This window comes from Pikeienuella piscinae (assembly GCF_011044155.1).
In the GTDB taxonomy this organism is placed as follows: Bacteria; Pseudomonadota; Alphaproteobacteria; order Rhodobacterales; family Rhodobacteraceae; genus Pikeienuella; species Pikeienuella piscinae.
In genome coordinates this window covers 793,106-817,060 of record NZ_CP049056.1, presented here as the reverse complement: position 1 = coordinate 817,060, position 23,955 = coordinate 793,106, and the positions used below count along the sequence as shown (strand labels likewise).

The 23,955-nt window shown below is 65.5% G+C and carries 23 protein-coding genes, 1 tRNA gene and 1 riboswitch; of the genes, 14 read left to right on the top strand and 10 right to left on the bottom strand.

Features of this window, described 5'->3' with window-relative positions:
- The first annotated feature begins 76 nt into the window (after window positions 1-76).
- Together G5B40_RS03890 and G5B40_RS03885 are read left to right on the top strand one after the other, a co-directional pair.
- Complete coding sequence (locus G5B40_RS03890; RefSeq protein WP_165093506.1) at window positions 77-946, top strand: hypothetical protein; 870 nt, start codon at window positions 77-79, stop codon at window positions 944-946.
- Between the two features lie 38 nt (window positions 947-984).
- Window positions 985-1,060: transfer RNA gene (locus G5B40_RS03885), tRNA-Ile, on the top strand.
- Between the two features lie 353 nt (window positions 1,061-1,413).
- On the opposite strand, the gene G5B40_RS03880 is transcribed toward G5B40_RS03885, so the two are convergent.
- Entirely contained in the window at window positions 1,414-2,790 is a 1,377-nt protein-coding gene (locus tag G5B40_RS03880) for an FAD-binding protein (RefSeq protein WP_165095251.1), read from the bottom strand.
- A gap of 178 nt (window positions 2,791-2,968) precedes the next feature.
- Here G5B40_RS03880 and G5B40_RS03875 point away from each other — a divergent pair, with 178 nt between their 5' ends.
- Complete coding sequence (locus G5B40_RS03875; protein ID WP_165095248.1) at window positions 2,969-4,819, top strand: peroxidase family protein; 1,851 nt, start codon at window positions 2,969-2,971, stop codon at window positions 4,817-4,819.
- Between the two features lie 126 nt (window positions 4,820-4,945).
- Window positions 4,946-5,359, top strand: a complete 414-nt coding sequence (locus G5B40_RS03870) for a hypothetical protein (protein WP_165095245.1) — start codon at window positions 4,946-4,948, stop codon at window positions 5,357-5,359.
- A gap of 67 nt (window positions 5,360-5,426) precedes the next feature.
- Here the strand turns inward: G5B40_RS03870 and G5B40_RS03865 are convergent, their stop codons facing one another.
- From G5B40_RS03865 to thiM, 7 genes are all read right to left on the bottom strand, one after another.
- Window positions 5,427-6,188, bottom strand: coding sequence for an SDR family NAD(P)-dependent oxidoreductase (locus G5B40_RS03865; RefSeq protein WP_165095241.1), 762 nt, complete (start codon window positions 6,186-6,188; stop codon window positions 5,427-5,429).
- 3 nt (window positions 6,189-6,191) lie between these two features.
- Window positions 6,192-7,181, bottom strand: a complete 990-nt coding sequence (locus G5B40_RS03860) for an acetamidase/formamidase family protein (protein ID WP_165095238.1) — start codon at window positions 7,179-7,181, stop codon at window positions 6,192-6,194.
- Window positions 7,178-7,441: a hypothetical protein gene (locus tag G5B40_RS03855; protein WP_165095236.1), complete on the bottom strand. Its 264-nt coding sequence runs from the start codon at window positions 7,439-7,441 to the stop codon at window positions 7,178-7,180. Before G5B40_RS03855 ends, G5B40_RS03860 begins: the two co-directional genes overlap by 4 nt.
- Window positions 7,442-7,857: 416 nt before the next feature.
- On the bottom strand, window positions 7,858-8,559 hold the full coding sequence (locus tag G5B40_RS03850; protein ID WP_165095233.1) for a TenA family protein: 702 nt from the start codon (window positions 8,557-8,559) through the stop codon (window positions 7,858-7,860).
- Entirely contained in the window at window positions 8,556-9,365 is an 810-nt protein-coding gene (gene thiD, locus G5B40_RS03845; RefSeq protein WP_165095231.1) for a bifunctional hydroxymethylpyrimidine kinase/phosphomethylpyrimidine kinase, read from the bottom strand. Before thiD ends, G5B40_RS03850 begins: the two co-directional genes overlap by 4 nt.
- The gene (thiE, locus tag G5B40_RS03840; RefSeq protein ID WP_165095228.1) at window positions 9,362-9,988 is read right to left on the bottom strand and encodes a thiamine phosphate synthase; all 627 of its coding nucleotides are present in this window, start codon (window positions 9,986-9,988) and stop codon (window positions 9,362-9,364) included. Before thiE ends, thiD begins: the two co-directional genes overlap by 4 nt.
- Complete coding sequence (gene thiM / locus G5B40_RS03835; RefSeq protein WP_165095225.1) at window positions 9,985-10,770, bottom strand: hydroxyethylthiazole kinase; 786 nt, start codon at window positions 10,768-10,770, stop codon at window positions 9,985-9,987. Before thiM ends, thiE begins: the two co-directional genes overlap by 4 nt.
- A 47-nt stretch (window positions 10,771-10,817) precedes the next feature.
- Window positions 10,818-10,912, bottom strand: a riboswitch (TPP riboswitch).
- Between the two features lie 189 nt (window positions 10,913-11,101).
- On the opposite strand from thiM, the gene G5B40_RS03830 reads away from it, so the two are divergent.
- Together G5B40_RS03830 and G5B40_RS03825 are read left to right on the top strand one after the other, a co-directional pair.
- Window positions 11,102-12,286 (top strand): multidrug effflux MFS transporter, encoded by a 1,185-nt coding sequence (locus G5B40_RS03830; protein WP_165095222.1) that lies wholly within the window; start codon window positions 11,102-11,104, stop codon window positions 12,284-12,286.
- Window positions 12,287-12,356: 70 nt separating this feature from the next.
- A complete protein-coding gene (locus G5B40_RS03825) occupies window positions 12,357-13,187 on the top strand; it encodes a shikimate dehydrogenase family protein (protein WP_165095219.1) in 831 nt (276 codons plus the stop codon).
- 118 nt (window positions 13,188-13,305) lie between these two features.
- On the opposite strand, the gene G5B40_RS03820 is transcribed toward G5B40_RS03825, so the two are convergent.
- Complete coding sequence (locus tag G5B40_RS03820) at window positions 13,306-14,763, bottom strand: helix-turn-helix transcriptional regulator (protein WP_165095216.1); 1,458 nt, start codon at window positions 14,761-14,763, stop codon at window positions 13,306-13,308.
- Window positions 14,764-14,954: 191 nt separating this feature from the next.
- Here G5B40_RS03820 and G5B40_RS03815 point away from each other — a divergent pair, with 191 nt between their 5' ends.
- The 8 genes from G5B40_RS03815 (at window position 14,955) to G5B40_RS03780 (ending at window position 23,284) form a co-directional block, all read left to right on the top strand.
- Window positions 14,955-16,301, top strand: coding sequence for a substrate-binding protein (locus G5B40_RS03815; protein ID WP_165095212.1), 1,347 nt, complete (start codon window positions 14,955-14,957; stop codon window positions 16,299-16,301).
- A 113-nt stretch (window positions 16,302-16,414) separates the two neighbouring features.
- Window positions 16,415-17,446, top strand: coding sequence for a branched-chain amino acid ABC transporter permease (locus G5B40_RS03810; RefSeq protein ID WP_165095209.1), 1,032 nt, complete (start codon window positions 16,415-16,417; stop codon window positions 17,444-17,446).
- A gap of 3 nt (window positions 17,447-17,449) precedes the next feature.
- A complete protein-coding gene (locus G5B40_RS03805; protein ID WP_165095206.1) occupies window positions 17,450-18,643 on the top strand; it encodes a branched-chain amino acid ABC transporter permease in 1,194 nt (397 codons plus the stop codon).
- Window positions 18,644-18,655: 12 nt separating this feature from the next.
- On the top strand, window positions 18,656-19,411 hold the full coding sequence (locus G5B40_RS03800; protein WP_165095203.1) for an ABC transporter ATP-binding protein: 756 nt from the start codon (window positions 18,656-18,658) through the stop codon (window positions 19,409-19,411).
- A gap of 25 nt (window positions 19,412-19,436) precedes the next feature.
- Window positions 19,437-20,216, top strand: a complete 780-nt coding sequence (locus G5B40_RS03795; RefSeq protein WP_165095200.1) for an ABC transporter ATP-binding protein — start codon at window positions 19,437-19,439, stop codon at window positions 20,214-20,216.
- A 37-nt stretch (window positions 20,217-20,253) separates the two neighbouring features.
- Window positions 20,254-22,203: an acetate--CoA ligase gene (gene acs, locus G5B40_RS03790; RefSeq protein WP_165095197.1), complete on the top strand. Its 1,950-nt coding sequence runs from the start codon at window positions 20,254-20,256 to the stop codon at window positions 22,201-22,203.
- 67 nt (window positions 22,204-22,270) lie between these two features.
- Window positions 22,271-22,822: a hypothetical protein gene (locus tag G5B40_RS03785; RefSeq protein WP_165095194.1), complete on the top strand. Its 552-nt coding sequence runs from the start codon at window positions 22,271-22,273 to the stop codon at window positions 22,820-22,822.
- A 111-nt stretch (window positions 22,823-22,933) separates the two neighbouring features.
- Entirely contained in the window at window positions 22,934-23,284 is a 351-nt protein-coding gene (locus G5B40_RS03780) for a hypothetical protein (RefSeq protein WP_165095191.1), read from the top strand.
- Window positions 23,285-23,291: 7 nt separating this feature from the next.
- On the opposite strand, the gene wrbA is transcribed toward G5B40_RS03780, so the two are convergent.
- Entirely contained in the window at window positions 23,292-23,894 is a 603-nt protein-coding gene (gene wrbA / locus G5B40_RS03775; protein ID WP_165095189.1) for an NAD(P)H:quinone oxidoreductase, read from the bottom strand.
- Window positions 23,895-23,955: the final 61 nt, after the last annotated feature.

Here is a 23,955-nt window from a genome sequence, read left to right as displayed (position 1 = left end):
CATGTTCGGGCGCCGTGTTTCGGCGGTCTTGGTTCTTGTGTTGCTTGCATGTATGGCAGGCAGGGCGCAGGCCGCGTTGGTTCATCTCCCCGATGTTGGTGATCGGGAAAATCACCGTCTAGAATATACTTCCACCGGCGAATCCATTCGTCCGGCTACGGTTGATTCCGTCACTCTCGTAGATCCTTTCTCGTCGCATCGTCCAGTCTGGCGCCGACCCAACAGTCTCCCCTGCCGTCAGGCGGACGGGAGCAATCCCTGCTGGGACGGTGACGAACTGTTCGACCAGGCCCTCGCCGCCGGTCAGACCAACCTCGCCACGCTGGCCAAACTCCGCCATGACTTCGCTGCGGACCGCTTCACCGAGGGTGAGATCTGCGACGGCGACGTCGTCTCCAACTCCGGCGCGCGCAATGGCCGCGCTTTCTATATCCCGGTCGAGGAGGTCGCGTTCGAGGAACGCTGGCTCGTCAGCCAGAATCTCGAGCACCGGAAACTGCCGGACGGGCGCATCTGCATCCCGTCGCGCTCCTATGGCGAATGGCATTACGTATTTGCTTGCGGCAACGCGGTTCAGCTTCTGGCCCGGCCCGACGCCGCCGACCAGCTGCGCACCGCGGCGGCGCCGGTCAGCGCGCCGCTTCTCGCTTCGCTGGGAGGCTTCACGAGCGGATTTGGCGGATCGACGGGCGGAACGGGCGGGACGAGCGCCGAAGTCTCGCCCGAGGAGATTCCCGCCGGGATCATCGACGTGATCGCGAACCCGCCGGAGCGTCCGGGCCCGGGCGGGCCGGACACCCCGCCGGGGTCCCCGCCGCCGCCGAGCGGCGGGCCGTCGCCCACGCCGCCGCCCGCGGTGGTTCCCGTCCCGCCCGCGATCCTCTTCATGCTGACCGCGCTCGGCGCGCTGGCATCCTTTCGCCGCAGGAAGCCTGCGGGCGATTGACCAGCGCGGCGCGCGACCCTATCCATTGGCCCATCCTGGGGCCCGTAGCTCAATGGTTAGAGCAGAGCGCTCATAACGCTTAGGTTGGGGGTTCGAGTCCCTCCGGGCCTACCACCCCTCATTATTGTCCATTATCTTTCAGAGGCTTGGCGCTCGCATTTGATGGACCTTGAGGCAGGTTCGACACCTTTCCGGCGATTTCTCTCATCTTGCCGAACGCGGAATCGGCCATCCCGGCCCGCCCGACCTTGCGGGTGTATCGGCTGACTTCCGCCGGTGACTTGTGGCCTGTCACGCTGGCGATCTGGTTCGCGCTCGCCCCGGCTTCGACCAGCCGCGCACCCGGGCGCGACGATCGGCGCGGCGCGCGAAGCGCCGACGAAAGGAGAAGCGTGGTGGGCGCGCGTTTGTGTCTTGTGAGAAACTGGACTCAGCGAGGGGACTCGTGGCTCCGGCGGGCCTTTTGTTCAGACGCTCTCGAAAAGCGCTCGGAAGTGCGGGGTGTAGAAGCGGTCATCGGGGTCCATCCGGCGGCGGTGGACGAGGAACGCATCAATCTCCGGTCCAAACGCTTTCCGGGCCTGAAGTGGCGATAGCGAGCCGGTCTGATTGAAGAGCGGCCGCCCGTCATTGCGCGAACAGAAGTCGTTATAGGCGTAGAGGAACCCTTCCCAGCCCGGCAGCCCCGTCGCGACGGGATCAAGCGTCAGAGCGGGCCCCCGGCGCGTATAGGAGAAGAGCGAGCTGCGGTCCTCCGCGATGTGATAGCCGACATTGAGCATGTCGCAACGATAGTGGTTGTCCTTGTAATACTGTTTGCAGAAAGCGAAATATTTCAGGATCGTTTCTGCATAACTCTCGCGCGGAAACGCCCATATCGAGAAGGTGTAGGAAGCGAAGCCGGCAGTCTCCGAATAGCGGATGATCTGGTCGGCCGGGCTTGAGTTCCGATCCTTGAGGACAGATCCGATGATCAGGACCGTAAGCCGATTGAGGACATCTATGACCGCGAACCGAATGATGCGCGGCAGGATCAGGCCGAGAAGATGCGCGGTTCCCGGCCAGAGCGTTTTCCATGTGTAGTTCCGGATCTTCCAGACCCAGCTTCCCGGCTCGGGCGGCCCCGGCATGTCGTAGCGGATTTCGACCACCACCTTATCGAGGAATGGAAAGAGATAGAGCATGATCGACTGCTCATTTGCGATCAGCCCTTCGAGATCGCGCGCGAATTCATGCACGGGATAGACGGCATGGCGGACCGCCATCGCTTTGATCGGCTTCACCCTGTAGGTGACCTCGAAGATCAGGCCGAGCATACCCATCGAGGCGCGCATCGCGGTCATCAGCTCCGGAACGTCTTTCTCCGTCGCCTCGACGATCTCGCCGTCACGGCCGACCGCCTTGAGGCCGACGCAGTAGGAGTGGACCTGTCCGTATTCCCAACCGCCTTCCTCCCCGTCGAAATAGGAGGCGTCCTTGGTGCCGGAGCATGCCCCGGCGCCTACGGTCAGATTGCCGAGTTCGATATTGACGTAGAATTGTAGTCCCTCCTTCTCGAGCGCCTTCGCGGCGTCGACAAGAAGGACACCGGCCTGCATGGTGATCGTCCGGTTCTGCCGGTCGATCTTCAGGATCGCGTTCATGCCGGTCATGTCGATGACGGTGCCGCCTTCGGCGACGACGCAGCGTGTGGTGGAGTGGTGCGAGCCCTTGGCGCGGACAGGCGAGGGATAGCGTCCCGTGTCCTTCACGATGGCCTGTATCTCCGCGACGCTGGTCACCCGCTCCAACGAGTTTGCGGTATAGGTTATCGCCCGCTTCCAGTTCTGGATCCTTCTTGGCATAGGACATCTCGCTCGCCGCGGCGCCGCCAAATCGGCGCGTCAATCCATGCCCGCGAGGTGCTCAGGCGAGGCTCGGAGGCCGCCAAAGGTTAACAGAAGATGGCGAGTTCAGCAGAATTAATATACTTTAAGGCGAGACAGTGGACGGAGCTTCGATCGGGGGAGACGCCGGCGGACCATGCTTGAACGATTGCTCGATCGACTGCTTGGCTATTTCGCGAGGACGACCGACCGGTACGTGGTCTGGCACAAGTTTCCCTTCGTTCTGGCGCTCGGCGCCGTGATCGGCCACAGGGTCAACCTGCGCCGCGGCAACCTCGCCGACACCGAGACCGAGCCGCCCGACCTCGACCGGCCCGCCGATCCCGGCCTGCCCGCCGATTTCGACGTGAACGGGTTTCGCACCCCGGACGGAAGCTTTAACGACCTCTCGAAGCCGTGGATGGGCGCGGCGGGGCGGAGATTCGGACGCAACGTCCCGCTGAACGAGGGCTATGTCGAGCGCGACGAGCGATTGATGGACCCGAGCCCGCGGCTCGTCGCCAACAAACTGATGACGCGGGACAAGTTCGTTCCCGTGCCGCATTTGAACGTGCTCGCGGCGGCGTGGATCCAGTTCATGTTGCATGACTGGCTTGGCCATGGCGCGAACGACAAGAACCGTGTGCTCGAAGTGCCGCTCCCCGAAGGCGACGATTGGCCGAACGGCCGAATGACGGTTCTCAGTTCGGTGCCCGACGCCAGGAACGAAGCGGATGAGGGTCGGCCGGCGGCCTTCACCAATGTCGAGACACACTGGTGGGACGCCTCGCAGCTCTACGGTTCCTCCTGGGCGCGAATGGAGCGGCTACGCGTCGGCCCGTCGGGCAGGCGCGAGGATGGGACGCTGGAGATTGACGAACGCGGGCTTCTGCCGCTCGACGATGAAGTGCAGGAGAAACGCCCGGGGCAGGAGCTCTCGGGCGTAAACGGCAACTGGTGGTGCGGTCTCTCCGTTCTCCACACGCTTTTCGCGCGCGAACATAACGCCATCGTCGCGCGGCTGCGCATCGACCATCCGGGAGCGTCCGGCGAGTGGCTGTTCCAGAAGGCGCGGCTGGTGAACGCCGCGCTGCTCGCCAAGATCCACACGGTCGAGTGGACGCCTGCGCTGATGGACAGCCCGGTCGGCCGAATGGCGATGCGCGGCAATTACTGGGGCCTGACGGGCGAACGCTTCAATCGCGCTTTCGGCAGGGCGTCCGACAGCGAGTTGGTTAGCGGCATTCCCGGCTCGCCAACCGACCATCATGGCGCGCCCTATGCGATGACGGAGGAGTTCACGTCGGTCTACCGGCTGCATTGTCTTCTGCCGGACGATTTTTCATTCCGGTCCGCGCAGGACGATTCGATGATTTGCGCGGCCAATCTCAATGAGGTCGTCTTTGGCGGCGCGCGCCGACTATACGATCGCATGACCTTCGATGACGTTCTCTACACGTTGGCGACGGAGCATCCGGGGGCGATGACGCTGCATAATTTTCCGAACGCGTTGCGCCGGATCGACAAGAAACCCGAGGAGGGAATCTTTCTCGACCTCGCCGCGGTCGACATCCTTCGCGATCGTGAGCGGGGCGTGCCGCGCTACGCCAGGTTTCGCGAACTGATCGGCGCGAAACCGCCGCGCGGGTTTGAGGATATCACCGATAATCTTCGCGACCGGGAATTGCTCCGCGAGGTCTATGGCGACATCGGCAAGGTAGATCTTCTCGTCGGTTGCCTCGCCGAAGCGGGTTCGAAGCGGAACTGGCCGCCTCGCTTCGGATTCTCCGATACGGCGTTCCGCATCTTCATTTTGATGGCGTCGCGGCGGCTCAAGAGCGACCGGTTCTTCTCGGCCGATTTCCGGCCGGAGATCTACACCGAAGCGGGCTTCGCCTGGGTGCGCGACAATGGTTTCAGGGATGTTGTCCGCCGTCATGCGCCCGCGCTCGCCGAGCGGTTCGCCGATGCGCGCAACCTGTTCTTCCCCTGGGCCCGGGCGGGTTGACCTGATGGCGGCGAGATTCCGCATCCCCCGGCTTACGGCTCTCGTAGTCGCATCCGCGCTTGGCGAGCTCGCCGCGGCCGCCGTTAACCGCGCGACCAATGCGCCGAAACGGACAGGAGACCTCTCATGATCCGGCCGCTCTCTCTCGCATCCACGCGCGCGGCCGCGGCGGCCGCCCGGGCCGAAGCGCGTCATGTCCTGGGGTTTGCGCTTCTGGCCGAGGCGCTCCTGGGGCTCGCGGCCCTGATCGCGCCGACCTGGACCGCAGCGCTGTTCGGCGTTGATGCGGGCGAGGGCGCACGGCTCTTCGGCGCGCTGCTGATCGGCGTGACGCTGATGCAGACATCTGCGCTCGGAGATCCCGGCCTTGGACGGATCGCCGTTCTTGGCGGCGTATTCGCGCGCGCTCTTGTCGGTTTGACCGCTATTCTCGGCGTCGAGGGCCTGAACATTCTCGGCGCGATCGAGCTGATCCTCGCCGCGTCGGTCTATCTCGCTTTTCGCCGCATGATCATCGCGGCGCTATCCTCGCGGCCCTGAACGCATGCGCGTCACAGGGCCGCGCCCCGTCGCTCTTACCGGCCGCGGCTCGCGCGGAGGCTCGCGCCTACAGTTGCACGCCTTTCGTCAGGGCGCCGTCGATGACGAGGTTGGTTCCCGTCGTAAACGATGACGCCGGCGAGGACAGGAAGACCACGCCCGCAGCGATCTCCTCCGGCCGACCCATTCGTCCCGTGGGGTTGAGCGCCAACGCTTCGGCGAAGAGATCCGGGTTTCCCGTCTCGATCTGGTTCCAGATGCCGCCCTCGAAATAGGTGTTGCCCGGCGAAACCGAATTCGCCCGGATCCCTTTCGCCGCCAGCTTGTAGGCGAGGCCCTGAACATAGTGCACCAACGCCGCCTTGAAGGCGCCGTAGGCGGGCCCGGTGAAGTCGATCTCGCGCCCGGAGACCGAGGAGACGGCGCAGATCGACGCGGCTTCCGACGCCTCGAGATGCGGCATCGCCGCGTTGACGAGGCGGACGGTGTGCATCATGTCGGTCTCGAAGCCCGCCTTCCACGCCGCTTCGTCGTCGGCGACCGCCAGCGCGGAGACGTTGGCGACCACGATGTCGATCCCGCCAAGCGCCGCCGCGGCGTCCGCCACCCAGGATTCGAGCGCCCGCTTGTCCGCCACATCCACCGCCGCGCCATGGGCGGTCGCGCCGGCCGTCTTCAGCGCGTCCACGGTGGCCGCGATGTCTTCCGCATTCCGGGCGCAGACACTGACCGCCACGCCCTCGGCCGCGAAAAGCTCGGCGCAGCGCCGGCCGATACCTTTGGTCCCGCCCGTGACAAGCGCGCGCTTTCCATTCAATCCAAGATCCATGATTCAGCCTTTCAGGTATGATTTCTTCATCGACGCGCCGAGCGAATATTTCGGGTCGACCATGTTGCCGACCCGCACTTTTCCGGCCTGCGTACAGAGGAAATAGGCCTCGGCCTCGTCGAAACCGTAGTCGTCGACCATCCAGCGGATCAGGTCCCGATACGCCATCCGCGCCGCGTCCTCCATCGGGCGGGCGGAGCCGATGGACATGATCATGTCTTCGGTCTCCAGCCTCACGCCCTGGATCGGCCAGCCCTTGAGCAGGTCGACATGGAGCGTGGCGACAGCCGGGATCTCCACCGCCACGCCGCAGAGTTCCCCGTCGCCCTGCCGACCGTGGCAGTCGCCGACATACATCAGCGCATCATCGTGCAGCACCGGGAAGTAGATGATGGCGCCGGGCGCGACATCCGGCAGGTCCATGTTGCCGCCCCAGTAGTCGGGTTGAAGCGACGAGACCGCCTCCATGAACGGCGAGACGCCGAGCGTGCCGATGAAGGGCTCGAATGGAAGCGTGATCCGGTCGGAGAACTTCACGCCGTCGCGTGTGACCTCCATCTTCTTGACCTTCTCCGGAATCGGCTTGTTGAGCATCGCTGTCTGCGGCGTTGCGACGAGCCCGCCGAACTCCGGGATGAGCGCGGATGTGCCCGCGGGCTGTGGCCCACGCGGCTCGACGTCGACGATCCTGACCGCGAGCGTGTCGCCGACCTTCGCGCCCTCGATGGCGAAAGGGCCGTTCTGGGGATTCACGAAGGGAAAATTGACCACTTGCGAGGGCAGGTCGGCCTCGGTTTTCACGGCGCCGCCGAAGGCGTCCAGCGTCTCGACCGACACGACCTCGCCGGGGGCGAGGCGCATCACCGGTTCGACGAAGGGCCCGTAGACATAGTGATAGTCGCCCTGATCGGCCTCAGACAGATGCCGGCGGCCCGTTTCCGCCCCGCGCGCGACGCCCTTGCGGGCCATGTATGACGTTTCAATCCAGCTCACAGCATTAACCTCCGTTCATGCCAGTCGGTCATTCGTTGACAAGTGTCGCGGTCCGGGAGCGCGGCCACCCCGGTGATGGGCTGGGCGATGGCTTGAAGCCCGACCGGTAGGTCGCCATCGGCGAATTCCTGGGGTGGCGCGATCGCGGCGCGGATTCCCTCGCGCATGGCCAGAGATAAGCGCAGCGTCGGGTGGCGCGCGTCTCTCGCAGCGGTTGGCGGATCGTCGGGACCCAAGTGTTCGCACGATTCGTCATGCACTGGCGCGGGCTCCCTTGTCGCGGCGAGGATCGCGGCGCAACTCTCCCGCGAGGGCGAGATTTTCGCAAGAACCTCACGCAAAACTGTTTGGCGGCGCCATCTATGGCGATGCGGCAATGCTCCTGCGTGAGAGTGTTCTCCGCCGTCCCGAGAAACGCGCTCAGTTCTTGGCTGCTTGTCTTTGGAGGTGTGAGGAACCGCGGAGGAAGTCGTCAATCCCTGCGGAGGCGTTCAGGAATCCGCTGCACTTCTCGCGGCAGGTCGGACGGCGGGCGCGGTCAGCCGCGCAGATCCCGACGCCCGCCGGAGAGACCGGCTCGCGGCGATCGTCGTCACCCCGCAGGCGGCCGCGCGCTGCGCGCCGGATGGTCCGGCGCGGGCCTGTCGGCGCGTTTTCGCGAGCCACCGGCCCGTCGTCACGCCGCGGCGCGGGTGTTTCCGATGGCGAGGCCGGCCTCCCAGAAATACGCTTCGAGCCGGCAGGCCGTCCTGAATGTCGCGACAAGGTCAGGCCAGCGCGGAGAGTCCCTGAAGTCTGGCCCGATGCGGCGCGCCGCGACCGACTCGAAGAAGGCGGCGGCATCGCGGCAGAGCGATTGATAGCCCTCCGAGCCATAGGTCGCGATCCAGTCGGCGTAGGGCGTCGTTTCGGCGTGGTCCCGGGCAAGCGCCGCGCCAATCTCTCCATAGCCGAGGGAGCAGGGCATCAGCGCCGCGAGAAGGTCGAGGAGATCGCCCGAAAACCCCGCGTCGATGACGAAACGGGTGTAGGCGAGCGTCGCCGAGCCTTCCTCGGTCGCCAGCAGCGTCTCGCGGTCGATCCCCTCGGCGGCGCACGTCTCGACATGGAGCTTCATCTCATCATCGACGAGGCCGTGAACCGTGGCGGCTGCGCGGCGGATATCGCCGATCCTGTCGGCCTTCGCCGCGGCGAGCGACCAGGCGCGCGCGAAGTGGATCAGGAACAGATAATCCTGGCGGAGATAGTGGAGATAGCACGACCGCGGGAGCGAGCCGTCGCCGAGCGCCGAGACGAACCGGTGCCTTGTATAGGCCTCCCAGTCCGGTCGGCAGTCGGCGCGAAGCGCGGCGAAAAGAGGCGAGCCGTGATCGGTCATGAATTTCTCCAGAGCTTGTGGAAATGGTGGACAGGGCCATGGCCCCGGCCAACTTCGAGGCGGTCCGCGGCGGAGATCGCGCCGGAGACGTAGTCCTTGGCCGCACGGGCGGCGGCGGGCGCGTCGCACCCGCCGGCCAGCCGGGTCGCGAGGGCGGCGGAAAGCGTGCAGCCCGTGCCGTGCGTGTTGCGGGTCTTCGTTCGCGGGGCGTCGAGCCAGTGGATCTCGCCGGCCTGATCGGCGAGACAGTCGGGGCTTTGCGCGCCCGTCAGATGACCGCCCTTCAGCAGCGCGGCGCGCGACCCGAGGTGACGAAGGCGGCGCGCCTGCGCCTCCATCTCCGCCGCGGCTACAGCTTCGGGTTCGTCGAGAAGCGCGGCCGCCTCGGGCAGGTTCGGGGTCACGATGTCCGCAAGCGGCAGAAGCCGGTCGCGAAGCGCCCCGACCGTGTCATCCGTGAGAAGCCGATGGCCGCCCTTTGCGACCATGACCGGATCGAGAACTACGTTGCGGGCACCGTTGCGGATCAGCGCAGTGGCGACCGCCTCGGCGATCCCGGCTGTGGCGATCATGCCGATCTTCACCGCATCGACGCGTATGTCGTCAAACACCGCGTCGATCTGGGCGGCGACGAAGGCGGGCGCGACCGTTTCGACGCCGGTGACGCCCTGCGTGTTCTGCGCCGTCAGCGCGGTGATCGCGGCCATGGCGTAACCGCCATTCGCCGCAATGGCCTTGAGGTCTGCCTGGATGCCGGCTCCGCCCGAGGGGTCGGAGCCGGCGATGCTCAGCACATTGGGAATCATGGTCGCCTCCAGGCGTCGAGAAGGGCGCGCGCGGCTTGCTCCGGGTTGTCGGCGTCGCAGATTGCGGAAACGACTGCGAGCCCTGCGCCACCCACGCTGCGGATCGGTGCGGCGTCCCGCGCGGTGACGCCGCCGATGGCGACGCAGGGAAGCCGCGCGGTGCGCGCAATGACGGCGAATTCCGCCAGCCCGATCTGCGGCGCATGGTCGGGCTTCGTCGCGGTGGCGCGGATCGGGCCGACGCCGAGATAGTCGACCATCGCCGGGTCGACGGCGGCCAGTTGACCGGCGTTCTCGATGGAGAGGCCGAGAATCGCGTCCGACCCGATCATCGCGCGGACGTCGGCGACGGCGGCGTCCGTCTGGCCGACATGAACGCCATCGGCTCCGATCTCCGCGGCAAGATGCGCGCGGTCATTGACGATCAACGCCGCGCCGAACGGCGCCAGCGCGGCGTGAAGCCGGCGACCGAGGGCGGTGAAGTCGGCGTCCGGCATCGTCTTGTCACGGAGTTGGACCGTCCTTACGCCGCCGCGGACGGCGCCGACGGCGGCTTCCTCGACCCCGCGCCGGGCGGACGGATCGGTGATGAAATAGACCGAAAGATCGAGACGCCGCCTCATGCGATCCGCGCGCCCGCGTCGAGCGTCGCCCCGTCGACCGTGGCGAGCGCGTCAAGGAAGGCGACGGCGAAACTGCCGGGTCCTTCGGCCCGCGCCGCGGCTTTTTCGCCGGCGAGGCCATAGAACGCCAGCGCGGCGACGGTCGCCTCGAAGGGGTCCTCCGCCGTCGACGCGAACGCGGCGACCACCCCGGTGAGCGCGCACCCGAGCGCTGTCACCTTCGGCATCAGCGCATGCCCGTTGTCGACCCGCGCCACGCGCGCGCCGTCGGTGACAAAGTCCTCCGGTCCGGTGACGGCGACGACGCCGCCGGTTTCACCCGCGATCGCGCGGGCCGCCGCCTCCGCGGTCTGCACCGTGTCGCCGCTGTCAACGCCCTTTCCCGCTCCGCCCTCCGCGGCGAGCGCGAGAATTTCCGAAGCGTTTCCACGCACGATCCCGGGTCTGAGCGCGAGAAGCTCCGCGCCGGTCTGGCGCCGGTAGCTGGTGGCCCCGACCGCCACCGGGTCGAGCACCCAGGGCTTGCCGGCGTCGCTGGCGGTCTTCGCGGCGGCTTTCATCGCGTCGACCCAGGGGGGAGAAAGCGTGCCGATATTGATCGTAAGCGCGCTCGCTAGGGCGGCGAACTCGGCGGCCTCCTCACGCGCGTGGACCATCGCCGGCGACGCGCCTGCGGCGAGCAACACGTTCGCCATCACGTTCATCGAGACGAAATTGGTGATGTTCTGCACCAGCGGCGCCGTCTCGCGCATCGCTTCCAGCAGGGCTCCCGGCGTTTTCATAAGTCGCCTCCTTCGTTGCGGAGACGGCGGGGGGAACAGCCGGGCTAGGATGCTCTTCCGCGACTTCCTCCGCTGGTATGGTCCAGGTCAGGTTCAAAGGGTGCTTCTCAGCCCGCTATCGCGGACGCCCCTGTCACGGCGTTCAATGTGGCCCACGCCGCGCGCCTCGTAAACCCCCTCAAGTTGGCGGCGACGCGCGGGCCGTCGGTGTGCGGCGCGGCGCGCGCGGCCGGGCCGCTTGCCGTCCGGCGTCGGGTTGATACTGTCCCACGAAATCTTCCGATTCGCGGCGCGGTCGGAACCACGTTGGCGCCCGCGTTCAGGAGCATTCATGTCGTCCAGTCTTTGGCGTAGTGCGCTCGTGCTCGGGACGCTGGCTCTTGTCGGGCCCTTCGCGATCGACATGTATCTTCCCGCGATGCCGGCGATCGCCCTCGATCTCGGCGTCCGCGAAACCGCGGTGCAGGCGACCATCACCGCCTATTTCATCGCCTTCGGAATCGCCCAGATGGTCTATGGGCCCTGGGCCGATCAGGCCGGACGAAAGCCGCCAATCTATGTCGGCGTCGGGATATTCCTCATCGGCTCGGCGGGCGCGGCGCTCGCGGGAAGCGTCGATGAACTGATCGCCTGGCGCTTTCTTCAGGGCCTCGGCGGGGCGGTGCTGATGGTGTTGCCGCGCGCCATCATCCGCGACATGCACACCGGGGCCGAGGCGACGAAGCTGATGGCGCTGATCATGCTGGTGATCTCGATTTCGCCGATGCTGGCGCCGCTGGCCGGCAGCGCGGTCATCGCGCTGGCCGGCTGGCGGGTGATTTTCGCGACGCTCTTCGCCGGCGCGCTGATCAGTCTCGCGATGACCGCGACGATGCTGCCGGAAACCCTGTCCGCGCCGCGCCGGAGACCGGTCAACATGCGCTCGCTCATTGCCGGCGCGCGCCGGCTTCTGACCGATGCGCGCTTCATGGGGCTGACCTTCATTGGGGCCTTCGGGATGGGCAGCTTCTTCGTCTTTCTCGCCTCCGCGGCGTTCGTCTACACGGGCGAGTTCGGGCTCAGCCCGACCGGGTTTTCGCTGGCGTTCGCGATCAACGCGGTCGGCTTCTTCAGCGCCTCGCAGGCGGCGGGGCCATTGGCGTCGCGAATCGGGTTGGCGCGGGTGATCCGGCTCGGGACCGGGCTTTTCGCGATTTTCTCGTTGGCGCTGCTGGGAATCGCGCTGACCGTGGGCGCGACCCTGCCGCTCGTGGTCGGTTGCCTTTTTTTCGGGAACGCCGGGCTCGGGCTGGTGATCCCGACCACGATGGTGATGGCGCTTGACGATCATGGCGAGATCGCGGGTCTCGCCTCTTCGCTGGGCGGCACGATGCAGATGCTGACGGGCGGGGCGATGATCGTCGCCGCCGGGCCGTTCTTCGATGGAACCGCGACGCCGATGATCGCGGTGATCGCGCTTTGCGGCGTCGCCGCCTTCGGCCTCACGCTCGCCACGCTCGGCGTACGGAGGGCCTGATCAGGCCGCCATCGCTCTCGACGCCGAACACGCCTAGATTGCGTCCGAGCCGCTTCGAAGGGGTCATTCCATGCCCGATATCCTCCTTGGCCTGATCGGCGATAACATCGCGGCGTCGAGGGCGCCGGCGTTTCACGAACTCGCCGGACTGCTGGCCGGGTTGGATGTGCGCTATGAACGGCTGGTCCCACATGAGATAGGCGTCGATTTCGACCGCGTGTTGGCCGATTGTCCGGCCAGGGGCTATCGCGGCGTCAATATCACCTATCCCTACAAGGAGCGCGCGGCGGCGAAAGTCCGGGTCGACGATCCGCTGATCCGCCGTCTCGGCGCCGTCAACACGGTGATTTTCGATGCGGAGGGGCCGCGCGGCGCGAACACCGACCATACCGGCTTCGTCGCGGCCTATCTGCATATCCGCGGCGCCGCCGCGCCCGGGCCGGTCTGCATGATCGGAGCTGGCGGCGTCGGCAAGGCGGTCGGGTTCGGCCTTCTTCAGTTGGGGTTAAGGGAAATCCGCGTGGTTGAGCGCGACCTCGCGAAGGCCGAAGCGCTGGCGGACTCGCTTCGATCCGCCGAGCCCGGCCTCGCGGTCGTCGTGACCGGCGATGCGGTGGCGGGCGCGGCGGGCGCGTCAGGGCTGATCAATTGCACCCCGGTCGGCATGGTCGGGTATGGCGGAACCCCGCTTCCGCAGGCCGCCATGCGGGGCGCGACATGGGCTTTCGACGCGGTCTACACGCCGTTGGAGACCGTATTTCTGAAGGATGCGGCGGCCGAGGGGCTGGCGATCATCCCGGGGTATGAACTCTTTTTCCATCAGGGCGTCGACGCCTGGGCGCTATTCACCGGTCGCCCACTCGACAAGAGCGCGCTGCGCGCTGGTCTCGCCAAGCTCTAGAGGCTGAGCGAAATCGTCGCTGCGGCCGGATCACCGTGCACGTTCCGGGCATCGTTGATCGATATGAATCGGGCGGAACATTGCGCCCGGCCGGGATTATGGGCGTCAGGTCAGCCATTCAGGTCTGAACCACCGCCGCCTCCCGCCGCGAGGGACAATCGCGATGCGCGCATATCCGGCAGTCCGGGCCGACCCCTTCCGCCGCCCCGTCGAGCGCACCGGCATAGGCGGTCTGTCGCGCCGCCTCGGAGTCGAGAACCAGCATGTCAGTGGCCATGCCGCCAACCCGCGTCACCGCCACGGCGAGGATTCGGGCGCCGTCCGGATGGCGGAGCGGGAGGGCGAGGGGCGCGCCGGCGCCCGCACGGTGCGCCGGCCAGACCGGGCAGTCGAGTCGCCGACCGCGCGGCAGAAGATCGGGTGCGCCGCGCCGCGCCAGCACCCGGCCGGAGGCGTCGACGGCGACGTGCGCGGCGCGCGGCGCGCCCTTGCCGCCGAGACAGGCGATTCTTCGCATCACCAGCCCCGCATCGCCGTCGAGCGCGCGGGTGAGCGCGCCGATTTCCCAGCCGAGCCGGGCGCCGAGCGCGAGGAACTGGTCGGGATGCGAGAGGATCGCGTCGGCGAGGCGCTGCGCCAGCTCCGCCTCGACCAGCGCGAGCACTTCGTCCGTATCCGCCTCGCCGGCGGTGGCGAGCGACTGCGCCAGGTCGAAAAGCGCGTGCTGGTGCGCCTGCGCCGCATGGGCGCGGGCGAGCGCGCTCAGTCGCTCCGCCCGCCCGGATTCGGGCGCGATCTCCGGCGGCCGGGGCGTCAGCCTTCGTAAACGCTCCTCGATATCGCCGTCGGCGAATCTGGCGCGCGTTTTGGCCGCCAGCCGTTCGATCGCGTCGCCGGGGTCGGGGGCGCGCTCCAGCGCCTCTTCGGCCGCGCGGACGGGGGCGGGGCGGCGGCGGGCTTCGGCCGCGCCGTCGAAATAGGCTGCGAGCCCAGCCCCGGTGGCGGCGAGCCGCGATGACTGCTCGAAGATGATCTGCTCGAAGCGGCGCCGCTGCGGAGCGGACACCTCACGCCCCTCGGTCAGGATCTCCGCGGTCGAGCGGAGCGCGGTGATCTCTGTGAGCATCTCGTGGATCGCCGCGCCGAGCGCCGGATCATGCGCCAGTCGGTCGGCCATCGCCTCCGCCTCAGCCGCCGCCGCGCGCCAGCGCCGATGGAGAAGCGCGGTCGCCCGCGCCCAGCCCGGAAACCGCGCGATGAACTCGTCCGGGGGACCGCCGGACGCGGCATCCGCGAGCTCCGGCTCGGCCGCCACCTCGTTCAGTTCCTCGCGCAGCCGGCGCTCAGCCATGCCATCGAGCTGGTCGAGCGTCAGATGCAGCTCTCGCCCGATCCGCGCCAGCAGCGCGCCGCCGATTCCCCGCTTGTTGCGCTCGATCAGGTTCAGATAGGCCGCCGAGACGCCGACACGGGCCGCAAGTTCGTTCTGCTTCAGCCCGAGTTCGCGCCGCCGCTCCCTGATCCGCAGTCCGGCGATCCTTCGCTGCGCTGCGGGAAGTCCATGCCCTGCCGCCATTTTTTTGCCATCTATGTAAATAATTTACAAATCAACATATAGGGTGATCCAGAAATTTACAAGATTATCCTTGTTATGCAATTGCTTATTGCAAAGTTATCTCTCCATCGCGATTTTGGCCGCACGAAGCAACAGGTCCGATAACGCGAATTTCGTGTTTCGTTAATGTCGGGCGTTACGGGAGAAAACGCATGTCCCAGTTCAATTTCAGTCGTCGCGGCTTGCTGAAGGGGGGCGCCGCGCTCGGCGCCGGGCTCGCGATGCCGACGATCTTCACCAGCAAGGCGCGCGCCGCGTATCTTAACGAGCCGACCGGCGACACCGTCACGCTGGGTTTCAACGTGCCGCAGACCGGCCCCTACGCCGATGAGGGACTGGATGAGCTCCGCGCCTTCCAACTCGCCGTCGAACATCTCAATGGCGAGGGCGATGGCGGGATGATCTCGACATTCTCCTCGCAAGAGCTGAAGGGCGAGGGAATCCTCGGCAAGAAGGTCGCCTACGTGTCGGGCGACACCCAGACCAAGTCCGACGCCGCGCGCGCTTCCGCCAAATCGATGATCGAGAAGGACGGCGTGCTGATGATCTCCGGTGGTTCGTCCTCCGGTGTCGCGGTTGCGGTCCAGAGCCTCTGCCAGGAGGCTGGGATCATCTTCATGGCCGGGCTCACGCACTCCAACGACACCACCGGCAAGGACAAGAAGGCCAACGGCTTCCGGCACTTCTTCAACGCCTACATGTCCGCCGCCGCGCTGGCGCCGGTGCTGAAGAACAATTACGGCGCCGATCGCAAGGTCTATCACCTGACCGCGGATTACACCTGGGGCTGGACGCAGCAGGAATCGATGCAGGCCGCGACCGAGGCGATCGGCTGGGAGACGGTGAACAACGTGCTGACGCCGCTCGCCACCACGGACTTCTCCTCCTATATCGCGCCGGTTCTGAACTCGGGCGCCGATGTGCTGATGCTGAACCACTACGGCGGCAACATGGTGAACTCGCTGACGCAGTCGGTTCAGTTCGGCCTTCGCGACAAACAGGTCAACGGCAAGAACTTCGAGATCGTCGTGCCGCTTTACTCGGAGCTGATGGCGAAGGGCGCGGGCGAGGCGGTGAAAGGCGTGTTCGGCTCCAGCAACTGGTCCTGGACGCTTCAGGACGAGGGCACCAAGGCCTTCGTGAAGTCCTTCGGCACCAAATACGGCTTCCCGCCGTCGCAGGCCGCGCAGACCTGTTACGCGCAGACGCTGCTCTACGCCGATGCGGCGGCCCGGGCCGGCACGTTCAACCCCTGCGGCATCGCCGAGGCGCTGGAAGGATTCGAGTTCGACGGCCTCGGGAACGGGCCGACGCTCTATCGCGCCGACGACCACCAATGCTTCAAGGACGTGATGGTGGTGCAGGGCAAGCAGGAGCCCGAGAACGAGTACGACGCGCTTGAGATCGTCGAGGTCACGCCGCGTGCGCAGGTCGAATATGCGCCGGATCACCCGATGTTCGCCGGCGGCGAACTCGGCAAGTGCAACTCGGGCGCCTGATCGCGGGTCCGATGGAGAACGGGCCGCGCCGGCATTTTTTTCCGGCGCGGCCATTCGGTCCCGTTCACGCCTCAAGGAACGGCCGGCGCTTTCAGTAAGAACGGTAGAACCCGATGGACGCCATCCTGATTCAGATTCTGAACGGCCTCGATAAGGGCAGCGCCTATGCGTTGATCGCGCTCGGCCTGACGTTGATTTTCGGCACGCTCGGCGTCGTGAATTTCGCGCACGGGGCGCTTTTCATGGTCGGCGCCTTCTGCGCCGTCACGCTCCAACGCCTGCTTAACATCTCGAGCGTGTCCATCGACGAAACGAAGAAGGATTTTCTCGGCAATCCGCTGAAGGTCGAGACGCCCTATGTCGAGAACTGGTTCGGCGATACGGTCGGCTCCGCGATAATCGACTGGTCGGTTCCGTTAGCGATTCTCTTCGCGATTCCGATCATGCTGCTTATCGGCTACGTGATGGAGCGTGGCCTGATACGGCATTTCTACAAGCGCCCGCACGCGGACCAGATCCTGGTCACCTTCGGCCTCGCGATCGTGCTGCAGGAGATCGTCAAGGCGATGTACGGCGCCAACCCGATCCCGACGCCGGCGCCCGACGCGTTCGTCGGCTCGCTGGATTTTGGGGTGTTGGTCGGGCTTGATCCGGATTCGGTGATCTACCCCTATTGGCGGCTGATCTATTTTCTCTTCTCCGCCGTCGTCATCGCAGCCGTGTTCAGCTTTCTGCGCTTCACCACATTCGGCATGGTCGTACGCGCCGGGATGGCTGACCGGGAGACGGTGGGTCTGCTCGGCATCGACATCGACAAGCGCTTCACGCTGATGTTCGGCGTCGCCGCCGCCGTCGCCGGGCTCGCCGGCGTGATGTACGCGCCGATCAACTCGCCCAATTATCACATGGGTATGGACTTTCTGGTGCTGAGCTTCGTCGTCGTCGTCGTCGGGGGCATGGGCTCGCTGCCCGGCGCCGTGATCGCGGGGTTCATGCTCGGGATTCTGGAGAGCTTCGCTTCGATGAACGAGGTGAAGTCGATCATACCCGGCATCGACCAGATCATCATCTATCTCGTCGCGATCATAATCCTGCTCACGAGGCCGCGCGGCCTGATGGGCCGCAAGGGCGTGATGGAGGAATAGGACATGTTCGGCCTCGACAGAAAAGACCTTCAGCTTCTCGGGCTGGTCGCGCTGATCTCGCTTTTGGCGCCCTTCATCCTGAATCCGTTCCCGGATCAGAGCCCGCTGGCGCTGTTCAACGCGGGTTACCCCGACCTGATGCAACGCTTCGCGATCTACGGGATCTTCGCGATCGGCTTCAACATTCTCTTTGGGTTGACCGGGTATCTCTCCTTTGGACACGCCGCCTTCCTTGGTCTCGGCTCCTATTCCGCGGTCTGGATGTTCAAGCTGTTGAGCATGAATATTCTGCCGGGGCTCGTTCTCGCGGTGCTCGTCTCCGGGCTCTTCGCGCTCGCCATCGGTTTCGTCTCGCTCCGCCGGTCGGGCATCTACTTCTCGATCCTGACGCTCGCCTTCGCGCAGATGAGCTACAATCTCGCCTATTCGGTGTTGACGCCGATCACCAATGGCGAGACCGGGCTTCAACTCGCGCTGAACGACCCGCGCGTGCTGGATGGGCCGAACACGACCGGCTCGCTCCCGACGACCAATCTCTTCGGGCTGAACATGAACGCGACCGAGGTGCTCCAGATCGGCGGTTGGAATTTTCAGTTCAACGTGGGTTACTATTTTTGCGCGATCGTCCTTTTGATCGCGTTCTACCTGGCCCTTCGGATCTTCCGCTCGCCGTTCGGGATGATGCTGCGTGCGGTCAAGACCAATCAGAACCGGCTGAACTACACCGGCGTCAACACCCGGCCCTATACGCTGGCCGCCTTCGTCATCTCCGGCATGTACGCCGGACTTGCGGGTGGGCTGATGGCCTGCACCGACCCGCTTGTCGGCCCCGAGCGGATGCAGTGGACAGCCTCGGGCGAGGTGGTGCTGATGACCATTCTCGGCGGCGCCGGCACGTTGCTGGGGCCGGTGCTGGGCGCCGGCGTGATCAAGTATTTCGAGAACATCTTCTCGAAAATCAACGACAACGTACTTGAGGGCTGGTTCAGCTTCATGCCGGCCGAACTGGCCGACGGGATCACCTGGGTTCTTCATTTCTTCGTGGGCAAGGGCTGGCAGCTGACGCTCGGCATGATCTTCATGCTGGTGGTGATCTTCTTGCCCGGCGGGCTGATGGAAGGCTTCAACCGGATCGCGAATTATCGGCGCAAGGGCGGTGATCGCGCGAGCCGGCGCGCCTCGACGCCGGCCGAGTAGGGGAGAGAGACGATGGGCATTCTGGCGGTCCAGAACGTCAACAAGCGCTTCGGCGGATTGCAGGCGCTGAACGACGTGAATCTCGATGTCGAGGCGAGCACGGTCCACGCGATCATCGGGCCGAACGGGGCGGGCAAATCGACGCTCCTGAACTGTTTCGTCGGCAGGCTGATTCCGGACACCGGCTCGGTTATTTTCGACGGCGTATCGTTGATCGGGCTGAAGCCGCACCAGATCAATCAGGCCGGTGTGACGCGGGTTTTCCAGACGCCGGAGATATTCGGCGACCTCACGCTGCTGGAGAACGTGATGATCCCCGCCTTCGCCAAGCGCGACGGCGCGTTCCGACCTTCGCTCTGGTCGCCCCTTCAGGGCGAGCGGGAGATGCGCGAAGCCGCCGAGGAGGCGCTTGTCTCCGTCGGCATGGGCGCAAAGCGACACGAGATCGCGAACAGCCTCAGCCGTGGCGACAAGCGGCGGCTGGAGCTGGCTATGGCGCTGGTGCAGAAGCCGAAGCTCCTGCTTCTGGACGAGCCGACCGCGGGAATGGCGCGGGCCGACACCAACGCCACCATCGATCTGCTGAAGGAGATCGCGCAGACCGGCGTGACCATGGTGGTGATAGAGCACGACATGCATGTCGTCTTCAGTCTCGCCGACCGCATCACCGTGCTGGCGCAGGGCGCGCCGATCGTCGAGGACCTGCCCGAGAACATCAAGGGCAACCCGAAGGTGCAGGAAGCCTATCTCGGCGGCGCGCACCTTTGAGGTCGGCTTGACAAGGGAGGCGGCGATGAGCCCGCTGGACGATGGAAAACAGGCCACATGGGGGAATGACGTGAGCAATCCGGTCCAGGCAGGCGCGGCGCCGGCCTATTTCTCCGCCCAGAACGTCCACGCCTATTATGGCGAAAGCTATATCGTGCAGGGCGTCAGCTTCGACGTGAACGAGGGCGAGATCGTCGCGCTGCTCGGCCGGAACGGCGCCGGCAAGACCTCCACCCTGCGCGCAATCGCGCGGGTCGACGCGCCACAGGTCCAGGAGGGCGAGATCTGGCTCGACGGCCATCCGCTCCACGAGATGAGAGCCTATCAGGCCTCCGGGCTCGGCGTCGGGCTGGTGCCGGAGGACCGGCGCATCATCTCCGGCCTTACGGTCGAGGAGAATCTGCAACTGGCGCAGATCGCGCCGCCGAAAGGCTGGCCGCTGGATAAGATCTACGAACTGTTCCCGCGTCTTGGCGAGCGAAGGAAGCAGGAAGGCGTGACGCTTTCCGGCGGTGAGCAGCAGATGCTCGCCATCGGCCGGACGCTGGCGCGCGATGTGAAGCTTCTTCTTCTGGACGAGCCCTATGAAGGGCTCGCGCCGGTGATCGTGCAGGAGATCGAGCGAACGCTGGAGCACATCAAGTCGCTGGGCATGACGACGATCATCGTCGAACAGAATGCAATCGCCGCGTTGCATCTCGCGAGCCGGGCGATCATCCTCGACATGGGACAGGTGGTGTTCGACGGCTCTTCGCAGGAGGTGCTCGACAACGCCGAACTCAGACAGGAGTATCTGGCGCTCTGAAGCCTCGCGGTTCAGGCGTCGGGAGGAAGGAGCGACCATGACCGACAAGACTTACGAACCCGCGGCCGAGACAGTCGCGCGGGCGCATGTGAACGCCGCGCAGTATGAAGAGATGTACGCGCGCTCCATCAAGGACCCTGACGGGTTCTGGGGCGACGAGGCGCGTGCGCGCCTCGACTGGATCAAGCCCTTCACCAAGGTGCGAAACGCGACCTTCGCGCATCCGGACGTCTCCATCCGCTGGTTCGAGGACGGCGCGCTCAATGTCTGCGCCAATTGCGTCGACCGGCATCTCGCGACCCGCGCCGACCAGACCGCGATCCTGTGGGAAAGCGACGATCCCGCGGTAGATGCGAAGATCACATATCGCCAGTTGCACGAGAAAGTCTGCCGCATGGCGAACGTCCTGAAGGGGCAGGGGGTCGTCAAGGGTGACCGGGTCGTTCTCTATCTGCCGATGATCCCCGAAGCGGCCTACGCGATGCTCGCCTGCGCGCGGATCGGCGCGATCCATTCCGTGGTTTTCGCCGGATTCAGCCCCGACGCGCTCGCCAACCGGATCAACGACAGCGCCGCCAAGCTGTTGATCACCGCCGACGAAGCCCCGCGCGGCGGCAGGCGCACGGCGCTGAAAGCGAACGCCGACGAGGCGCTGTTGCACTGTTCCGACAAGGTCAAATGCCTCGTCGTCAAGCACACCGGCGGGCAGACCACTTGGGTCGATGGCCGGGATGTCGATGTGAAGGCGGAAATGGCGAAGGTTTCCGCCGACTGCCCAGTCGAGGAGATGAACGCCGAAGATCCTCTCTTCATCCTTTACACCTCCGGTTCCACCGGGCGGCCGAAGGGCGTGGTGCACACGACGGGCGGCTATCTTCTTCACGCGGCGATGACTCACCAACTCGTCTTCGATTATCACGATGGCGACGTCTACTGGTGCACCGCCGATGTGGGTTGGGTCACGGGCCACAGCTATATCGTCTATGGGCCGCTCGCGAACGGCGCGACGACGCTGATGTTCGAGGGGGTTCCGACCTATCCCGACGCCAGCCGCTTCTGGCGGGTCTGCGAAAAGCACAAGGTGAACCAGTTCTACACCGCGCCAACAGCAATTCGCGCGCTGATGGGGCAGGGAGAGGAGTTCGTCGAGGCGGCGGACCTTTCCTCGCTCCGGCTTCTCGGCTCTGTCGGCGAACCGATCAACCCCGAAGCCTGGCTCTGGTATAATCGGGTCGTCGGCAAGGAGCGGTTGCCAATCGTGGACACCTGGTGGCAGACCGAGAACGGCGGCATCCTGATCAGCGCGCTGCCCGGCGCCATCGCCACCAAGCCCGGCTCCGCGACGCGGCCTTTCTTCGGCGTCGAGCCGGCGGTGGTCGATCCGCAAACCGGCAAGGAGATCGAGACCGTCGAAGCGGAAGGCGTCCTGTGCATGAAGAACGCATGGCCTGGCATGTTCCGCACTGTCTATGGCGATCATGACCGCTATGTCTCGACATATTTTTCCGACTTCAAGGGATACTATTTCTCTGGCGACGGCTGCCGGCGGGACCAGGACGGCTATTACTGGATCACCGGGCGCGTCGACGACGTGATCAACGTCTCCGGCCACCGGATGGGCACGGCCGAGGTCGAGAGCGCGCTGGTCGCCCATCCAAAGGTCGCGGAAGCCGCCGTTGTCGGCTATCCTCACGATCTGAAGGGGCAGGGCATTTACGCCTATGTCACGTTGATGGCCGGAGACGAGCCGTCGGATGAGCTTCGTAAGGAGCTGAGCGACTGGGTGCGCAAGGAGATCGGCCCGATCGCCAAGCCGGACCTGCTGCAATGGGCACCCGGTCTGCCGAAGACCCGCTCCGGCAAGATTATGCGGCGGATCCTGCGAAAGATTGCGGAGAACGAGCACGAATCCCTCGGCGATATTTCGACCCTCGCCGATCCGTCCGTGGTCGAGGATCTGATCGAGAACCGGAAGAACAGGGATTGACCCTTGTGGGTCACTCGCTAACCTTGCTTTTGGAAGATCCGGTTAGGGGCGAAGGGAGGAGCGGCGCGTGAGGGTCATCTTGCACATGGCTGCGGCGCTGTCGCTCGTCGTCGCGCCCGCGCTTGCGGAGGAGACGAGCTACGCACGCGGGGGAGAGACACTTTTCACCTTCGACGCACCGGCGGGCTGGACGCTTGCGAAGACGCCGGAAATCGACCCGGCTGCGATGCCCGAAGGCGAGAATCCGATACCGCCTCTCATCACTCTGCGCCCTCCGGGTGAGCAGCGGATCATGTGGGGCGCGCTCTGGTCGCCCGATTATCTGACGGATCTGGCGGAGACCGACAGCTGGCTCGACGGCCTGCTTCCGCGCCTCATGGACTGGCCCGAGGTGAAGATCAGGGAGCCGCGCGATGTCGGAGGTCTGCCGGCCGAAGTCGCGACAGGTTCAGGGGAGAGAAACGGTCGCATGCTCGATTTCGCGCTTGGCGCGGTGCAAATCGCGGAGGGACGTGTCGCGGTCGCGGCTTTCATCGGCGAACCGGGGGCGTTTGATCGTCATGAACATGTTCTGGTCGCGCTGTTCGAGTCGATAAGGGCGGCGGAGACGATCAGATGAGGAAGCTGCTTATTGCTCTTGCCGCGACATCCGCCTTGGCGGCCTGCGAGAGCGGCGGCGGGGCGAGTTATGGTTACAGCGTCTATTCTGATCCGTGGTACGATTACGACTATGGCTTTCGCTACGGCATCTACGACTATCATCGCCACTGGGATATCGATCGGCCCGACCGCCCGGATCGCCCTCCTCGCCCGGCTCACCTTCCCGCCCGTCCAGACCGGCCTGACAGGCCGCCCAGCGTCGCTGGTGGCGGAGGCGCTGGTATGGCCGGGCGTCCGGATCGACCTGTCAGAGCGCATCCAGGCGCCGGAGCCGGCGGAGGGATGCGCGTGGGCGGTGGCGGCGGGCGGCGCTTTCGCTGAATCAGATACCGATCAGATCGAATATGGCCCGGGCTGCGATGTGCGCGGGAAACGCGGCGACGCGCGACATGAAAGTCGCGCGCGCCCTTATTGCGCTTGAACGCCCGTCAGCCGGCCAGCTTCCGTGCGATCCCGGCCACATGCCGGCCCTGAAAGCGCGCGCCGTCCAGCTCCAGCGCGCTCGGCTGGCGTGAGCCGTCGCCGCCGGCGATAGTCGATGCGCCGTAGGGTGAGCCGCCGGTGATCTCCTCCAGCGTCATTTGCCCCTCGAAGGAATAGGGCAAGCCGACGATGACCATGCCGTGATGTAGAAGCGTGGTGTGGAAGTTGAGAATCGTCGATTCCTGCCCGCCGTGCTGCGTCGCGGAAGAGGTGAAGACCGAACCGACCTTGCCGATCAGCTTGCCGGCGGCCCAGAGTCCGCCGGTCTGATCGAGAAACTGTTTCATCTGCGCCGCCATGGCGCCGAAACGTGTCGGCGTGCCGAAGATCACCGCGTCGTAATCCGCCAATTCCTTCGGCTCTGCGACCAGCGCCGTCTGGTCGAGCTTGAAGCCATTCTTTTTCGCCACCTCTTCGGGGACGAGTTCGGAGACGCGCTTCACCGTCACTTTGGCGCCCTCGACTTCGCGCGCGCCCTCGGCGACGGCGTTGGCCATCGTCTCGATATGGCCGTAGCTTGAGTAGTAGAGGACCAGAATCTTCGTCATCGTGTTTCCTTTCACCGCCCGGCGGCGTGTTTCGCCGCTGGCGTGAAATCTATGTGTGCTG

Bases quoted from the DNA above. Each gene is read 5' to 3' on its own strand.
- acs (WP_165095197.1), top strand. From the start codon at position 20,254: ATGACCGACAAGACTTACGAACCCGCGGCCGAGACAGTCGCGCGGGCG.
- G5B40_RS03780 (WP_165095191.1), top strand. From the start codon at position 22,934: ATGGCTTTCGCTACGGCATCTACGACTATCATCGCCACTGGGATATCG.
- thiE (WP_165095228.1), bottom strand. From the start codon at position 9,988: ATGAGGCGGCGTCTCGATCTTTCGGTCTATTTCATCACCGATCCGTCC.
- thiD (WP_165095231.1), bottom strand. From the start codon at position 9,365: ATGATTCCCAATGTGCTGAGCATCGCCGGCTCCGACCCCTCGGGCGGA.
- G5B40_RS03820 (WP_165095216.1), bottom strand. From the start codon at position 14,763: ATGGCGGCAGGGCATGGACTTCCCGCAGCGCAGCGAAGGATCGCCGGA.
- G5B40_RS03810 (WP_165095209.1), top strand. From the start codon at position 16,415: ATGGACGCCATCCTGATTCAGATTCTGAACGGCCTCGATAAGGGCAGC.
- G5B40_RS03870 (WP_165095245.1), top strand. From the start codon at position 4,946: ATGATCCGGCCGCTCTCTCTCGCATCCACGCGCGCGGCCGCGGCGGCC.
- G5B40_RS03875 (WP_165095248.1), top strand. From the start codon at position 2,969: ATGCTTGAACGATTGCTCGATCGACTGCTTGGCTATTTCGCGAGGACG.
- thiM (WP_165095225.1), bottom strand. From the start codon at position 10,770: ATGAAAACGCCGGGAGCCCTGCTGGAAGCGATGCGCGAGACGGCGCCG.
- G5B40_RS03830 (WP_165095222.1), top strand. From the start codon at position 11,102: ATGTCGTCCAGTCTTTGGCGTAGTGCGCTCGTGCTCGGGACGCTGGCT.
- wrbA (WP_165095189.1), bottom strand. From the start codon at position 23,894: ATGACGAAGATTCTGGTCCTCTACTACTCAAGCTACGGCCATATCGAG.
- G5B40_RS03880 (WP_165095251.1), bottom strand. From the start codon at position 2,790: ATGCCAAGAAGGATCCAGAACTGGAAGCGGGCGATAACCTATACCGCA.
- G5B40_RS03800 (WP_165095203.1), top strand. From the start codon at position 18,656: ATGGGCATTCTGGCGGTCCAGAACGTCAACAAGCGCTTCGGCGGATTG.
- G5B40_RS03850 (WP_165095233.1), bottom strand. From the start codon at position 8,559: ATGACCGATCACGGCTCGCCTCTTTTCGCCGCGCTTCGCGCCGACTGC.
- G5B40_RS03805 (WP_165095206.1), top strand. From the start codon at position 17,450: ATGTTCGGCCTCGACAGAAAAGACCTTCAGCTTCTCGGGCTGGTCGCG.
- G5B40_RS03865 (WP_165095241.1), bottom strand. From the start codon at position 6,188: ATGGATCTTGGATTGAATGGAAAGCGCGCGCTTGTCACGGGCGGGACC.
- G5B40_RS03825 (WP_165095219.1), top strand. From the start codon at position 12,357: ATGCCCGATATCCTCCTTGGCCTGATCGGCGATAACATCGCGGCGTCG.
- G5B40_RS03795 (WP_165095200.1), top strand. From the start codon at position 19,437: ATGAGCCCGCTGGACGATGGAAAACAGGCCACATGGGGGAATGACGTG.
- G5B40_RS03815 (WP_165095212.1), top strand. From the start codon at position 14,955: ATGTCCCAGTTCAATTTCAGTCGTCGCGGCTTGCTGAAGGGGGGCGCC.